The 13,364-nt window shown below is 39.5% G+C and carries 18 protein-coding genes; 11 read left to right on the top strand and 7 right to left on the bottom strand.

Annotation, left to right across the window (positions count from 1 at the left end; genetic code table 11):
* Nucleotides 1-68 precede the first annotated feature (68 nt).
* Nucleotides 69-1,118, bottom strand: a complete 1,050-nt coding sequence (locus tag ACKWB9_RS04150; protein ID WP_414001861.1) for a 2Fe-2S iron-sulfur cluster-binding protein — start codon at nucleotides 1,116-1,118, stop codon at nucleotides 69-71.
* A gap of 171 nt (nucleotides 1,119-1,289) precedes the next feature.
* Here ACKWB9_RS04150 and ACKWB9_RS04145 point away from each other — a divergent pair, with 171 nt between their 5' ends.
* From ACKWB9_RS04145 to ACKWB9_RS04120, 6 genes are read left to right on the top strand one after another with little or no spacing between them, the layout of a single operon-like run.
* Nucleotides 1,290-1,628 (top strand): PadR family transcriptional regulator, encoded by a 339-nt coding sequence (locus ACKWB9_RS04145; RefSeq protein WP_414001732.1) that lies wholly within the window; start codon nucleotides 1,290-1,292, stop codon nucleotides 1,626-1,628.
* Nucleotides 1,625-2,368 carry a hypothetical protein gene (locus ACKWB9_RS04140; RefSeq protein WP_414001731.1) on the top strand — a complete coding sequence of 248 codons (744 nt, stop codon included), beginning with the start codon at nucleotides 1,625-1,627 and terminating at the stop codon, nucleotides 2,366-2,368. Before ACKWB9_RS04145 ends, ACKWB9_RS04140 begins: the two co-directional genes overlap by 4 nt.
* Nucleotides 2,350-2,997 carry a hypothetical protein gene (locus ACKWB9_RS04135; protein WP_414001730.1) on the top strand — a complete coding sequence of 216 codons (648 nt, stop codon included), beginning with the start codon at nucleotides 2,350-2,352 and terminating at the stop codon, nucleotides 2,995-2,997. Before ACKWB9_RS04140 ends, ACKWB9_RS04135 begins: the two co-directional genes overlap by 19 nt.
* Nucleotides 2,994-3,701, top strand: a complete 708-nt coding sequence (locus ACKWB9_RS04130) for a hypothetical protein (RefSeq protein ID WP_414001729.1) — start codon at nucleotides 2,994-2,996, stop codon at nucleotides 3,699-3,701. The genes ACKWB9_RS04135 and ACKWB9_RS04130 overlap by 4 nt, the downstream gene beginning before the upstream one ends.
* A gap of 59 nt (nucleotides 3,702-3,760) precedes the next feature.
* On the top strand, nucleotides 3,761-5,230 hold the full coding sequence (locus ACKWB9_RS04125; RefSeq protein WP_414001728.1) for a DUF5687 family protein: 1,470 nt from the start codon (nucleotides 3,761-3,763) through the stop codon (nucleotides 5,228-5,230).
* Between the two features lie 54 nt (nucleotides 5,231-5,284).
* Nucleotides 5,285-5,980, top strand: coding sequence for an ABC transporter ATP-binding protein (locus tag ACKWB9_RS04120; RefSeq protein WP_414001727.1), 696 nt, complete (start codon nucleotides 5,285-5,287; stop codon nucleotides 5,978-5,980).
* Between the two features lie 63 nt (nucleotides 5,981-6,043).
* Here ACKWB9_RS04120 and ACKWB9_RS04115 read toward each other — a convergent pair whose 3' ends face one another.
* Genes ACKWB9_RS04115 through ACKWB9_RS04090 form a run of 6 tightly spaced genes read right to left on the bottom strand, consistent with a single transcriptional unit; the run spans nucleotide 6,044 to nucleotide 8,284 of the window.
* Complete coding sequence (locus ACKWB9_RS04115; protein ID WP_414001726.1) at nucleotides 6,044-6,415, bottom strand: SnoaL-like domain-containing protein; 372 nt, start codon at nucleotides 6,413-6,415, stop codon at nucleotides 6,044-6,046.
* 35 nt (nucleotides 6,416-6,450) lie between these two features.
* Nucleotides 6,451-7,107 (bottom strand): DUF2461 domain-containing protein, encoded by a 657-nt coding sequence (locus ACKWB9_RS04110; RefSeq protein WP_414001725.1) that lies wholly within the window; start codon nucleotides 7,105-7,107, stop codon nucleotides 6,451-6,453.
* Nucleotides 7,079-7,270 (bottom strand): hypothetical protein, encoded by a 192-nt coding sequence (locus ACKWB9_RS04105; RefSeq protein ID WP_414001724.1) that lies wholly within the window; start codon nucleotides 7,268-7,270, stop codon nucleotides 7,079-7,081. Before ACKWB9_RS04105 ends, ACKWB9_RS04110 begins: the two co-directional genes overlap by 29 nt.
* Complete coding sequence (locus ACKWB9_RS04100) at nucleotides 7,257-7,547, bottom strand: putative quinol monooxygenase (RefSeq protein ID WP_414001723.1); 291 nt, start codon at nucleotides 7,545-7,547, stop codon at nucleotides 7,257-7,259. The genes ACKWB9_RS04105 and ACKWB9_RS04100 overlap by 14 nt, the downstream gene beginning before the upstream one ends.
* Complete coding sequence (locus ACKWB9_RS04095; protein ID WP_414001722.1) at nucleotides 7,544-7,879, bottom strand: TfoX/Sxy family protein; 336 nt, start codon at nucleotides 7,877-7,879, stop codon at nucleotides 7,544-7,546. The genes ACKWB9_RS04100 and ACKWB9_RS04095 overlap by 4 nt, the downstream gene beginning before the upstream one ends.
* Nucleotides 7,880-7,882: 3 nt before the next feature.
* Entirely contained in the window at nucleotides 7,883-8,284 is a 402-nt protein-coding gene (locus tag ACKWB9_RS04090) for a hypothetical protein (RefSeq protein ID WP_414001721.1), read from the bottom strand.
* 48 nt (nucleotides 8,285-8,332) lie between these two features.
* Here ACKWB9_RS04090 and ACKWB9_RS04085 point away from each other — a divergent pair, with 48 nt between their 5' ends.
* The 5 genes from ACKWB9_RS04085 (at nucleotide 8,333) to ACKWB9_RS04065 (ending at nucleotide 13,278) form a co-directional block, all read left to right on the top strand.
* Nucleotides 8,333-9,349 (top strand): GlxA family transcriptional regulator, encoded by a 1,017-nt coding sequence (locus ACKWB9_RS04085; protein WP_414001720.1) that lies wholly within the window; start codon nucleotides 8,333-8,335, stop codon nucleotides 9,347-9,349.
* Nucleotides 9,350-9,650: 301 nt separating this feature from the next.
* On the top strand, nucleotides 9,651-12,206 hold the full coding sequence (gene porW / locus ACKWB9_RS04080) for a type IX secretion system periplasmic lipoprotein PorW/SprE (protein WP_414001719.1): 2,556 nt from the start codon (nucleotides 9,651-9,653) through the stop codon (nucleotides 12,204-12,206).
* A gap of 3 nt (nucleotides 12,207-12,209) precedes the next feature.
* A complete protein-coding gene (locus ACKWB9_RS04075; protein ID WP_414001718.1) occupies nucleotides 12,210-12,665 on the top strand; it encodes a bactofilin family protein in 456 nt (151 codons plus the stop codon).
* A complete protein-coding gene (locus tag ACKWB9_RS04070) occupies nucleotides 12,643-12,870 on the top strand; it encodes an AtpZ/AtpI family protein (RefSeq protein WP_414001717.1) in 228 nt (75 codons plus the stop codon). The genes ACKWB9_RS04075 and ACKWB9_RS04070 overlap by 23 nt, the downstream gene beginning before the upstream one ends.
* A gap of 6 nt (nucleotides 12,871-12,876) precedes the next feature.
* Nucleotides 12,877-13,278: a hypothetical protein gene (locus tag ACKWB9_RS04065; RefSeq protein WP_414001716.1), complete on the top strand. Its 402-nt coding sequence runs from the start codon at nucleotides 12,877-12,879 to the stop codon at nucleotides 13,276-13,278.
* The last annotated feature ends 86 nt before the right edge of the window (nucleotides 13,279-13,364 follow it).

Genomic DNA, 13,364 nt, shown 5'->3' with positions numbered 1-13,364 from the left:
ATATTTTGATTTCAATAGTGTTCGGAACAACCTCTGAAATTTAGGAACACCTTAAGTATTCGATATTCTTAAACGTCATCATAATCCACCTTTAAGATGGGTGTGGTAGGATGCGCCTGACAGGTTAAGATCAACCCTTCTTCGATTTCCCCATCGGTCAGGATCTGGTTTTTTACCATTTCCGCCTTTCCTTCCGTAACACGGGCAATACAACTGCTACAGACCCCGCCTTGGCAGGAGTAGGGAGCATCGATATTTTCCTTGAGTACGGCATCCAATACCAAAGTACTCTTGTTCATGGAGAGCTGAAATTCCTCATCGTCCACGACCACGGTCAATGCGGTTTGACCCTCCTCCGAAACGGGCATTTCATCCTTGATTTCAGTAGTGGTAAAGAGTTCAAAATGAATTTTACCCTTGGCGATGTCATTCTCGATCAGGGCGTCCGTAACCAAATGGATCATTTGTTCCGGCCCACAAAGGTAATACCCATCAAAAGCGTCGTCCTTATGCTTGTTCTTCAAGGCATAGTTCACGGTAGAGGTATCTATACGCCCAAAAAGTGCCTTGTCCTCTCGGGTTTGGCTGTTGGTAAAATACACAAAAAACCGATTGGGATATTCCAGTTCCAATTTTACCAAATCCGTATAAAACATGGTCTCTTCATAGGATTTGTTCCCATAGACCAAAACCATTTTATTTTTGGAATGGCTCTCCAGTACCGTTCTTGCAATACTCATAATGGGTGTAATACCACTACCCGCTGCAAAAGCAGCTATATTTTTTGGCGTTTCGGAAGGACCAAAGACAAAACGACCTTCCGGTGGCATAACTTCTAAAACGTCTCCCACCTTGAGTTTGGTATTGGCATAGTCCGAGAAGCCTCCACGGTCCACTTTCTTAACACCTATGGTAATATCGCCCTTTTTAGGGGAAGAACCGATGGAATACGCCCTTCTGAGTTCTTTGCCTTTAATTGCTTTCTTGATGGTAATATACTGCCCGGATACAAAAGTAAAAGTCTGTATCAATGCTTTGGGAATCTCCAGTGTTACCGCCACAGAACCGGGAGTTAATTTTTTTACGTGCTTTACGGTAAGCGCATGAAAATCGGCCATAATTTCTTTTTCGTTAATGGACTGCAAAATTACGGATTGCCCAAGCGATAAAAAATGGAAAATTTAAAAAACACATACCTAAAAATCTTATGCATAAGAAGATTATGCATATATTTACAATGGATTTCATTATAGGTTTATACTGAATCGAGATTAAAATAAAATCAAGGAATGCCAAATTCAAAACTGTATAAAGGAAGTTTAAATACGATTATCCTAAAACTTTTGGACGAAGAGGGAAGAATGTACGGTTATGAAATTACGCAAAAAGTAAAAGCACTGACGAAAGGAGAGTTAAAAATTACCGAAGGAGCCCTATATCCCGCTTTACATAAGTTGGAGGCGGAAAGCTTATTGGATGTTGAGGTGGCCAAAGTGGACAACCGCTTACGCAAATATTACAAATTAACGGAACAGGGTGAAAAAGAAACCGTTAACCGGTTGGCCGAACTGGAAGAATTTATACGGAACATGCAGCAATTGGTCAACCCTAAATGGAGCATACAATGAGTGTTGAATTAACCAAAAAACAAATCGATTTTCTTGAAGATTACCTGATTAAGAACAAAGTAAAATATTGGGATGTGCGCATAGAGTTATTGGATCATGTGGCGACCGAAGTGGAAAACCGCATGCACCATGGACAAACGTTTGACCGAGCTCTTGAAGAAGTGCATGTGGCCTTTGGGAATAAGTTACGATCCAAAAAATTGAGCAAGGACCAAACCCAATGGATTTTCACGGAATCCATTTATGCAGACAGTTCAGGATACAAAAAACTGATCATGGATAAGCAAAGGGAACTGAACAGGGGTTTTCGGAAAAAGCTTTGGCAAGAAATAATGAACTTAATAAAGCATCCACTTTTTATAGTAGTTTATTTTGCGGTAATGGCTTCTTTGTATTTTATTATTCAAAATGGAGCTACTGAACAAACGGTAAAATTGGCCATTTTTTTACCAATTATATTATCAGGTCTAATGCCAATGGGGTATACCCTTTGGTTTTGGTCCAAAAAGAAGAGAAGTTTAAATATAGATGTATTGAGTACACTACCACTTTTTGGCCTTACCTTGTTTCAATTGGTCGAATATATTCCTGAAGCCTTTGGGTTTAATCTTGTTTCAATTTGGATATATTTTTTCATGACTATGGTTTGTTTGCGACTAGATATGGCAATTATTGTATTGACCCATAAGTACACTAAAAAATACCAACAATTCTATTTAAAATGGAACAAGGCAAGTTGACCAAAGAAGATATCCAATCTGTAGATACCTATTTAAAAAATTCGGATGCCCTGTATATTGATGTACGGATGGAAATGGTGGATCATGTAGCCACTGCCGTGGAAGCGGATATGTTGGAGAACGGAAAAACGTTTTATAATGCCTTCAAGGATTATATGATACAGCATAAAAGAGGCTTGTTGTCCGGATATGAAAAGTTAAGGAAAAAGAAACAACGCCAAAGCCTTTCTATGTTATGGCCCTACCTAAAAAGACCATGGAGCTTGGGCCTGTTTTTGATTTTGTGGATACTGACGCACAATTTCAATAATTGGTTTGGCATAACCTTTCCTTATGTGAGTTTTGTATGGGGGTGTCTTTTATTGGCCATGGGTATTTATTACTTCTCTATGGTTCCACCCAAAAAGTATAGATTTTCCTATTTGGAAGCATTGGGTTGGGGCCTTTTTCTCATGAGCTATGTGGCACAGTTCTTATTTCAATTTTGGTCTGCCAATGCATTGTACAAGAAAATATACCCCCCTTTAATCAGTGTATTTGTTGCTGCTTTTGGAGTGTGCTGCCTTGCTTTTATACTGGCTTTTTTTGAGCGTAAGAAGTATTATGTTAAAAAATACCAATTAGCATGAAATTGACTCAGGACCATATAGAACAACTCTACAAATTTACCCGGGCCCACTACGTTGAACATTATGATTTGCAAACAGAATTAGTGGATCATTTGGCCAATGGCATTGAAGCGCAATGGCAGGAGGACCCGGGGATAAGTTTTACTGAGGCAATGCATAAAGAGTTCAGGAAATTTGGAATAACGGGTTTTAACGATATTATTCAAGAACGAAGGAGTGCTATGGCCGTTCGTTATTATAAAGTAGTATTACGTTTTTATAAAGAATATTTCAGGTTGCCCAAGGTAGTATTGACTTTGACAAGTATTTTTATACTAACCGTTATTTTTTGGGCCATTCCCATACCTTATCGTTATTGGGTTTTTATCGGAAGCCTTTTTCTAATAACAGGGACACTCATATGTTATATTTTTATTTCTGGAAAAAATAAAGGGCCAAAGCAAGTTAAAGAAGAAAGAAAATGGATGTTGGAGGACCAAATATATCGGCTGGGAAACATTGTGCAGATCGTTAATGTATTTCCTATGGTTTTTTCCAACAAGTATTTTTGGGATATAATCGATATGACGGATTTTTATATGCTTTTGAGCTGTGCTTCATTAATTGTATGTCTTTTGCTTTTTGGTTATGTAACGTTAAAAATTATTCCCGCCAAAGCAGAAGAGTTATTGGCAGAAACCTATCCAGAATACAAAATGAATTAAGTTTTGTAACAAACCTTCTTTATCCGTTACCAATTATCTGAAATTAGAAACCGACCCTTATGTTCATTAAATTTATTTCGCTTCAATGGAAATCGTTTTTTAGGTCTTCCAACTTTGGAAAAGGGTTGGCCCTTAAGATCTTGATGTTATTTTTCGGAATCTATATCCTGGTTTCTTTGATCGGGGCGGGAATAGGAATGTACTTTTTTTTAAAGAAATTTTTTCCGCATGAGAACCCCATCTGGGCCTTGAGCGGGTATTTTGTGTATTGGGTCCTTATAGAACTCTTTTTACGGTATTTTATGCAAAAACTTCCAGTGATGGACATCAAGCCTTTTTTGGTGGCCCCGATAAAAAAAGGCAGTATTGCCCATTACATTTTAGGACGTTCGGGAGCTTCTATCTATAATTTCCTATCCTTGTTCCTTTTTGTGCCGTTTGCCGTGATCCTGTTGTTAAACGGTTATCCTTTTTTGAATGTAGTCCTATGGGTCGTGGCTATTTTGGCGATGGTGTTCTGCCTGAACTACATCAACCTTTTAATGAATAAAAATGATAAGATATTACTTATCATTGTAGTCATAATTGCAGTGTTTTATGGCTTGGAGTATTTTGGGGTTTTCTCGGCCATGGAATTATTTAGGCCGGTTTTCCATGCGCTCTATGCGTATCCGGTTACGGTTCTTATCCCTATTGGCCTGGCTCTTTTAATGTATTATGGCAACTACCGCTTTTTAAGGGGCAGGATTTATTTGGATGCCAGCTTAAAGGCCAAAACCGCAGAAGCCAGGGCATCCAATCTCGACTGGACCAAAAAATTTGGGGAAATGGGGCCTTTTTTACAGTTGGACTTGAAAATGATCTGGCGTAATAAAAGAACAAAATCACAAGTATTCATATCCTTGCTCATGATTTTTTACGGATTGATATTCTATACCCAGGAAATTTACGGTACAATGATGCCCATATTTGCATTTTTAGGGGTTTTTATGACCGGAATTTTCCTGACCAATTTTGGGCAGTTTATTCCGGCCTGGGACAGTAGTTATTACAGCATGATAATGACACAGAATATTCCCCTACGGAAATATTTGGAGTCAAAGGCGACCCTGATTTCGGTAAGTGTGGTGGCCATGTTTCTATTGACCATACCCTATGTCTATTTCGGCTGGCACGCCCTGGCCATTAACTTTGGATGCGCCTTGTACAACCTGGGCATAAATATACCGGTCATTCTATTTTTTGGCTCCTTCAACAAAAAGCGTATAGAACTGGATAAGAGTCCGTTTGGAAATATGCAAGGTATCAGTGCCACCCAATTTTTGATCATGTTACCCGTTTTGGGGGCGCCAATATTGATTTTCACCACTGTGTATTACCTATTTTCCATGGAAGCTGCGGTCCTGGTACTTTCTATTATGGGAATTATTGGATTTGCGCTGAAGAACTATCTTTTAAATGGGATTACTGAGCAATATCGCAGTAAAAAATATGGTATGATCGCCGGCTTTAGGGAAAAGAACAGTTGATTTTTGCCCGATGGGAATCCAATGAACCTGAAATTGATATTTGAATTTTAAACTATGATAACGACACAGAATTTGACCAAAAAATACGGTGGACAAACCGTATTGAATATAGACCGTTTGGAAATACCCAAAGGCCAAAGCTTTGGCCTTGTTGGAAATAATGGTGCGGGAAAAACGACCTTTTTTAGTTTGTTGTTGGATTTGATTCAGCCTACTTCCGGCCATATTATCAATAATGAAGTCCAGGTTAATGCAAGCGAGACATGGAAGCCCTTCACCTCTTCCTTTATAGATGAGACCTTTTTAATAGGATACCTGACCCCGGAAGAGTACTTTTATTTTATTGGGGACTTAAGAGGGGCCAATAAAGCAGATGTAGATACTTTGTTGGGTCATTTTGAGGATTTTTTCCATGGGGAGATACTGGGGCAGAAAAAATATTTAAGGGACCTCTCCAAGGGGAATCAGAAAAAAGCGGGTATCGTAGCTTCCTTTATCGGTGACCCACAAGTGGTAATTTTAGACGAACCCTTTGCCAATTTGGATCCCACTACGCAAATTAGGTTAAAGGCTATTATTAAGGAACTGACATCCAATAACCAAGTAACTATTTTGATTTCCAGTCATGACCTGATCCATGTTACGGAAGTCTGCGAACGTATCGTTGTGCTAAATAAGGGTGAAATCGTAAAAGATATCCGGACTTCCACGGAAACACTTCAGGAATTGGAGACCTTTTTTGCCGGTTAAGAAATAGGTCTGTCCTGTTTCAAAAACAGGACAGACCTGTGGTTCGAGTTAACTGATGTATGGTTACGCCTGTGGTGCAGGGGTAAAGAAAAATTCTTCCTGCACAATTTTTCCGCCCTCTACCTTATAAAGACAGATTTCCTCCATGGTATTTCTTGGAGCGCCTTTAAAGGTGACATCCATTTTCATGGTACAAGAGAAGAATTTATCGGCTACAATGGGGTCTGAAATCTCCATGCCGTGAAACTCTTCTACCATTTCATTGAATTGGGCCGTTTTTTTGAGGACATTTTCCATCCCTACCGTTTTTTCGGCCGGAGACCCCTTCGGTTCAAGACTTACAATGTTTTGACCGTATAGATCCTGAATGGCATTTTCAAATTGCCCTTGTCTGCAATAACCGACTAATTTGTCGGCAACTTCCTGTGTTGTCATAATTGTTCGTTTTTAATGATTATTATATTTAGGTGTTATTCAAAAACACTGTTCAAATAAGTGTTCAGCGGTTTTACCGCCTTAAAATGATCCAAAATTTCATTATACAATTTACTGGAATTATAAAAAGGTTCCAAAGGAAATTCGGCCATGGCATAAAATTGTTTATTAAAAATACAATCGGTTTTTGCCGCTACGGCAATCAGATCTTTATCCAGTCGTTTAGCCTTTTCGCCTTTTAACTTCCCGAAATTGGACGTAAAATCAATATTGGTCGTTATCCCCAATAGTTCTTGAGGGTTTTCTGCAATATATGCCCTTACTTTTCTCAGCTCGGGAGGTCGTATCATAAACAGGCCACCGCCTACATGAATATTTTCGGTATCAATGCCCAGATAATAACCCGGATAAATAGATTTTTTGCCATTGGGGGAAAAACCGGCTTTCATAAGAGTATTGTAGGGTGATTTATCCTTAGAGAACCGTAGGTCCCTATTGATTCGGAATAATGCCTTTTTAGGGTCGGGAAGAATTCTGTCGTCCCAGCTTATAAGTACGGATAATAGCTGTTCAAGAAGTTCAACAAATGGGGCTTTTACCTCACTTTCATAGCGTTTTTTATGGGTATGGAACCATGCCTTGTTATTGTTCTTGGCGAGTTCTTTAAAAAATGTACTGTATGCCGGTGTCATTATATATTTTTACGCTATTGGTTATCTTGGAGTTTGGTTCATCATCTTTCAACGATCCGGTCTTGTCCTGGATCAATGTCTCTTTATGGAACATGGGGCTTTTCCCTTTTAGAAAAAGAATCACCTCTATATGGGTATTTATAGGCATTTTAGTCAACTTCAATTTGATAGACAGGTTTGGGCATTATCTCGCACAAAGGATACAGTGCGTCCGTAAATTCATGACAATAACTGGATTTCTTGTGCAGATGCTCTGCCGTAACATCTGTAAAAGTCATGATATGGACAAATTTAGTCGGGTCGTCCGCTTCCTGAAATGATTTGTACAACAAGGTTTGGGGTTCATTCTTCGTGATAGAGGCAATGAATTGGCCAATAATGGTTTTTGTGGCCTCAATAGATCTTGACCGTACTTTATAAGAAACAAAAACATGGATCATGGCGTATCGTATTTTATGGTTTTCAAGGCTTTTTTGGCCCATTCCAATAATAGGACAGGATTGTTCAAAATACTCTCCGGAATCGAGAAATAAGGCATTTTGCCATGTTTTTGCGCACCGTTTTCTTCATACTCCTTTCGGTTGGTGTCATTTACTTTAAAATAGGCCGTTCCTTTGGAATTTACAATCCCGAACATTTTCCCTTTATGAAAGATGCCATGTCCCCCGAACATCTTTTTGGACGAAATGGCCCCTACGGAATCTAATGCCTTTACCAGCTGCGCCGCTGCCAAAACCGAACCTTGTGTAATCTTATCCCCTTTTATGCCCACAGTTCATGATTTTATGTATTCCAATGCCTTTAAGGCCAACATTTCCCATTTTTGGCACTCGTCAAAACCCACTTCGTACCATCCTGATAAGGTTTTCTTTGTCTTAAAGGGACTGAATTCTTCCAATTGAACACCAAGGCCGATCCCGGTATATTCCTTACCTAATTTAAAGACCATTTTGTTTTTTCGTGAAAAGAACGCAAAAACCCTGTTTTTATAATGTATGGCCGGGGAGCTCATCATTTTGCCTTCGGTTATGGCTATTTCTTTGGAACACATATATTTTCTGATGTTGTCAAATTGTTCAAAAGCTGTTGCTCTTTTCGCGGCCATACCCAAAACTACAAAAGTTGAACAGGCTCCATAAAGGGCAAATAAGACACTTTTAAGGGTTGATTGTGCCAAGAAAATCAAGTAACTTTGAGGATGGTACATCCATCAAATTAGATACCGATGAAACACGTCAGCATATTAGTTCCCAAAGGGAACGCTATTTTAAGTAGTATTGTAGGGCCGTATAAGATTTTTAAGGCAGCAAATATGTTTATGACCAATACAGGAAGGTCCCAAACTCCTTTTTTTGATATCCATTTGGTAGGATTGTCGAAGGAAACAACCTTGTATGAAGGTGCTTTTAGTGTTCATTGTAACTGTACGGTCCATGATGTTAAAAAAACGGATTTGATCGTTATCCCTGCCGGAAGACCGGAAAAATTATCGGAGGACATAAAGGAAAATTATGAATTTGTACATTGGATAAGGAGACAAAAAGAGGTTCATAATGCCGAGGTGGCCAGCCTGTGCCTGGGGGCCTTTGTTCTGGCGGAAACAGGTTTGGTAGATGGCAGGCAGTGCACCACCCATTGGGCAGGGATGGATATGTTCAGAAAACGGTATCCTCAAGTGGACCTGATTTCCAATAAAGTGGTTACGGATGAGGACGGAATCTATACCAGTGGTGGAGCCTATTCCTTTTTGAACCTGATGTTGCATTTGGTGGACAAATATTGTGGACGGGAAACGGCCATTTATATTTCCAAGTTTTTTGAGATCGAAATGGATCGGGACAATCAGCACCAGTTCGCTATTTTTCAAGGCCAAAAAGACCATGAGGACGAAGCTATCCGTCAGGCACAGCTCTATATAGAAGGGAATGTCTCGGAAAAGATTTCAGTGGATGCCCTGGCGGAAATGTACGCTATTAGCAGGCGAAACTTTGTAAGACGCTTTAAAAAAGCCACACAGAATACGCCCTTGGAGTATATTCAACGGGTAAAAGTAGAGGCGGCCAAGAAACGTTTGGAATCTACGCAACATAATGTGACGGAAGTTATGTTCGGTGTAGGCTATTCGGATCAAAAGGCATTTCGGAACGTGTTCAAGAAATATGCCGGGCTATCCCCAGTGGCCTATAAGGGCAAATACAATAGGAGTATGGTGAATATTTTGGACAGCCCTACCGCTTGGTAGTTAAAAACAAGATAAAGACCTAAAAAACTCAAAACCTGACTTCCAAGTCGGTTTTATGATGCCGTATACGGAGTTCATGGTGAATACATTTCGATTTTGACCAAAAAAACTTCGTCCAACCGTTAAAATACCGGTAATTATTGTCCAAAAAAAATGCCTTTTAGACCAATGGGTCTGTCATTAGATCGTATTACTTTTCAGATCATGTTGAACCAAGGGGAAATAAAATGGTCATTTGTCGATGAACCGCATAATAATATGGATGTTTTTAAGTTAAACATACATACGTAGATCATCTATTTTGCAACTCGGATATAAACTTATTTTCGCTGGACTTTTGGGAACGGTACTCTTTAACGCCTGTTCTACAAAAAAAGACGCATTCATCAATCGTAATTGGCATGCGTTAAATACAAAGTACAATGTGCTGTACAATGGCAATATCGCTTTTGAAGAAGGCCGTGCAACACTCAATGATACTTATCAGGACGACTATTGGGAAATACTCCCCATAGAACGTTTGGAGGTTTCCGGAGAAATTGAACTGGACTCCGAGAACAACAACCCCAATTTTATCATTGCCGAAGAAAAGGCTACCAAAGCCATACAGAAACACAGTATGGATATTAAGGACGAGGAGCGTAATCCACAAACGGACGAGGCTTTCCTGTTATTGGGCAAGGCCCGTTATTTTGATGAACGTTACATTCCGGCATTGGAATCCTTCAATTACATACTCAATAAATATGTGACGAGCGATAAATTGAACGAAGCCACCATTTGGCGGGAAAAGGTGAACATAAGGCTTCAGAACGAAGAGCTTGCCATCAAGAATTTGAAACGTCTCATGAAATTCGAGACGTTAAAAAATCAAGAACATGCAGATGCCAGGGCCATGCTGGCCCAGGCCTACATTAACCTGAACGTTCCCGATACCGCCATCCAGAACCTCAAAATAGCATCGTATTATACTAAAAAGAATTCGGAAAAGGGAAGATACTACTACATTATCGGACAATTGTATAATCAACTGGGCTTTAAGGACAGTGCCAATTATGCTTTTGACAAGGTAATCGACCTGAACAGGAAATCACCTCGGGTCTATATGATCAATGCCGAAATCCAAAAAATAAAGAATACCAAGATCACTCCGGAAAATAAGGAACATATCTACGAATATTTGACGGGTTTGGAAGAGCATAGGGAAAATAGGCCTTTTTTGGATAAAATCTATCGTCAAGTGGCGGAATTTCATTTGGGACAGGGGTCGGACAGTTTGGCGTTGGTGTATTTTAACCGGTCGCTTCGTGCAACCCAAAATGAACCAAAATTGAATGCACTGAACTACGAAAATCTGGCAGAATACAATTTTGACCAGAACAGTTACAAAAATGCAGGAGCCTATTATGACAGTGTTTTGGTGAATTTGAATGAAAACACGAGGAAATACCGATCGATCAAAAAGAAATTGGACAATTTGGAAGATGTCATCAAATACGAGGACATCGTTCAATGTGCGGATAGTGTGATTACGCTCTATGAAATGCCCAAAGACGATCAGATCGCCTATTTTGAGGAGTACATTGCAAAATTAAAAGAAGCGCAAGAAGCGGCACAAAAAAAAGAAAAGGACCGTATTACGGAAGGGTTCGCTTCTTTTATAAAAAGTAAGGGCGGAAAGGAAAACAAGGGCAAGTTCTATTTTTATAATATTACCAGCTTGGGCTATGGCCAGAATGATTTTAAGAACAAATGGGGCAATAGGGCACTTTCCGATGATTGGCGGTGGTCCAATAAATCCATTTCCGCTCCTTCCGAGATCACGGGCGAGCCTTTGGCAGGTAAAACGGAAACCAGATTGGACCCAACGGATACGGAACGGTTCTCGCTGGATTTTTATATGGACAGGATACCTACCGATATTGTGGTCATGGATAGCTTAAGAACGGAACGAAATTTTGCCAATTATCAATTGGGGTTGATATACAAAGAGAAATTCAAGGAAAACCTCCTTGCGGCGGATAAATTGGAGAACGTATTGGCATCGAACCCTGAGGAACGGTTGATACTTCCTTCAAAATATAATTTATACAAGATTTACGAAGCAGAAGGAAGCGCACTGGCCAATACTATGAAAACCGATATTGTCGCCAATCATGGCGATTCCCGTTATGCCGAAATATTATTGAATCCGCAAGCCGTATTGGCCGATGATTCGGACGGTCCGGATAAGCGTTATGCAGATCTCTTTAAAAAATTCAGGAACCAGGAGTTCTTGCAGGTCATTACAGGGGCAGAGACCAATATCAATCGATATACCGGAGACCCTATCGTACCCAAGTTTGAAATGCTGAAGGCCAATGCCATTGGAAGATTACAGGGGTTTGATGCTTTTAAGGAAGCATTGAATTACGTGGCTTTGACGTATCCCAATAACCCAGAGGGTAAAAAGGCGGAAGAAATGATAGCCGAACAACTGCCAAAATTGGAACCCAAAAATTTTTCACAAGAAATAGATTCCAAGAGAACCGCCAATTGGAAGGTCGTTTTTCCGTTCAAAAGAAGCAATAATGCAAGAGCGATTAAGTTAAAGGGGCTTTTGGAAAAATCCGTCAAGGATTTAAGATATAGGAACATCGTTTCCAAGGATGTATATAATGTAGAAGACCAATTTGTAGTGGTCCACGGCTTTGGGTCCAGGGAATTTGCACTGGGTTATGTAGAGCTGTTAAAAAACAATAAAGATTACAGGATCGCTGATGAGAATTTTGTAATTTTATCGGACAATTATAAGATTGTGCAGGTGCACAAAAACCTACAGGAGTATAGAGATACACTTTTAACCCCAAAACCATGATTAATGTTTTCAGACAAACAAAAACCTAGAACTATGAACGAAATAGGAGGGCAGCCCAACAGAATTGAGAAAAATACAAAGATCAAAGGAGATATTGTTTCCGAGGCCGATTTTAGGATCGACGGAAAACTGGACGGTAACGTAAAGACTTCCGGAAAAGTCGTTATAGGAAAAGGTGGCTATATCCACGGAAAAGTAGAATGCGTTAATGCGGATATAGAAGGTAGTTTTAATGGTGAGCTTATGGTGTCGGACCTATTGTCCCTTAAATCCTCGGCAGTAATAGAGGGTACCGTAGCGGTTACAAAATTGGCCGTTGAGCCCGGTGCTACCTTTAATGCCGCTTGTACCATGAAAGGCAAAGGCGGTATAGGTTCCAATGCTTCTTCCGGTTCTGGCCTTAAACCTTCTTTGAGCGGAAACGCCAATAATAAGAATGAACCAGCAAAAGCCTCGTAAAGAGAAGCCTTTTAATTCTTACGCAAGATTTTCGGGAATAGTATTTCAGATGATCGCCATAATAGTGGCAGGTACCTTTATTGGTATAAAATTAGATGAACACTTTCCCAATGAAAACAATTTATTTACCATAATTTTGGCGTTTACGGCCGTGATAATATCGGTGATATTTGTAATCAGAAGTATTAATGCGGCCTCAAAGTAACCTGAGATGGACACAAAGTTTGATAAAAGGCAGATTTCCTTTTTTGTAAAATTATCGTTGACGACCCTCATATTGGGAGGTGTTCACTTTTATTTATATTATAGTTTTTTTGCTGACACCCTACTGCATTTTCCACTATGGCAGATTTATATGTTTAATATAATTGCGGTCGCCTTACTCTTTACCGTTATCAATTATAGATTCTCCAGAGGGAATAAATTTGTTTTTAACGGTTTCATGTTAGGTACATTGGTTAAAATGATTCTTGCCATTCTTTTTTTACTGCCAATGTTATTGTCCGATATAGAGAACAAGAAGCCCGATGTCATCAATTTTTTTATTCCCTACTTCTTGTTTTTGGCATTTGAAATCTACTGTTTAACGGTCTTCTTGAAAAATGAACGGTAAGTTCGGGAAGAGGCAAAATAAAGGTCTGGAAGTCAATTGAAATATTGTTTGTCAATTCGGTAATTGTACTTACATTTGCACCGAAT

This window comes from Maribacter spongiae, from assembly GCF_047345125.1.
Classification (GTDB): Bacteria; Bacteroidota; Bacteroidia; order Flavobacteriales; family Flavobacteriaceae; genus Maribacter.
The sequence above is the reverse complement of the archived record's forward strand: the minus strand, read 5'-3'. Positions and strand labels throughout refer to the sequence as shown.

Bases quoted from the DNA above. Each gene is read 5' to 3' on its own strand.
- ACKWB9_RS04150 (WP_414001861.1), bottom strand. From the start codon at position 1,118: ATGGCCGATTTTCATGCGCTTACCGTAAAGCACGTAAAAAAATTAACT.
- ACKWB9_RS04145 (WP_414001732.1), top strand. From the start codon at position 1,290: ATGCCAAATTCAAAACTGTATAAAGGAAGTTTAAATACGATTATCCTA.
- ACKWB9_RS04140 (WP_414001731.1), top strand. From the start codon at position 1,625: ATGAGTGTTGAATTAACCAAAAAACAAATCGATTTTCTTGAAGATTAC.
- ACKWB9_RS04135 (WP_414001730.1), top strand. From the start codon at position 2,350: ATGGAACAAGGCAAGTTGACCAAAGAAGATATCCAATCTGTAGATACC.
- ACKWB9_RS04130 (WP_414001729.1), top strand. From the start codon at position 2,994: ATGAAATTGACTCAGGACCATATAGAACAACTCTACAAATTTACCCGG.
- ACKWB9_RS04125 (WP_414001728.1), top strand. From the start codon at position 3,761: ATGTTCATTAAATTTATTTCGCTTCAATGGAAATCGTTTTTTAGGTCT.
- ACKWB9_RS04120 (WP_414001727.1), top strand. From the start codon at position 5,285: ATGATAACGACACAGAATTTGACCAAAAAATACGGTGGACAAACCGTA.
- ACKWB9_RS04115 (WP_414001726.1), bottom strand. From the start codon at position 6,415: ATGACAACACAGGAAGTTGCCGACAAATTAGTCGGTTATTGCAGACAA.
- ACKWB9_RS04110 (WP_414001725.1), bottom strand. From the start codon at position 7,107: ATGACACCGGCATACAGTACATTTTTTAAAGAACTCGCCAAGAACAAT.
- ACKWB9_RS04100 (WP_414001723.1), bottom strand. From the start codon at position 7,547: ATGATCCATGTTTTTGTTTCTTATAAAGTACGGTCAAGATCTATTGAG.
- ACKWB9_RS04085 (WP_414001720.1), top strand. From the start codon at position 8,333: ATGAAACACGTCAGCATATTAGTTCCCAAAGGGAACGCTATTTTAAGT.
- ACKWB9_RS04075 (WP_414001718.1), top strand. From the start codon at position 12,210: ATGTTTTCAGACAAACAAAAACCTAGAACTATGAACGAAATAGGAGGG.
- ACKWB9_RS04070 (WP_414001717.1), top strand. From the start codon at position 12,643: ATGAACCAGCAAAAGCCTCGTAAAGAGAAGCCTTTTAATTCTTACGCA.
- ACKWB9_RS04065 (WP_414001716.1), top strand. From the start codon at position 12,877: ATGGACACAAAGTTTGATAAAAGGCAGATTTCCTTTTTTGTAAAATTA.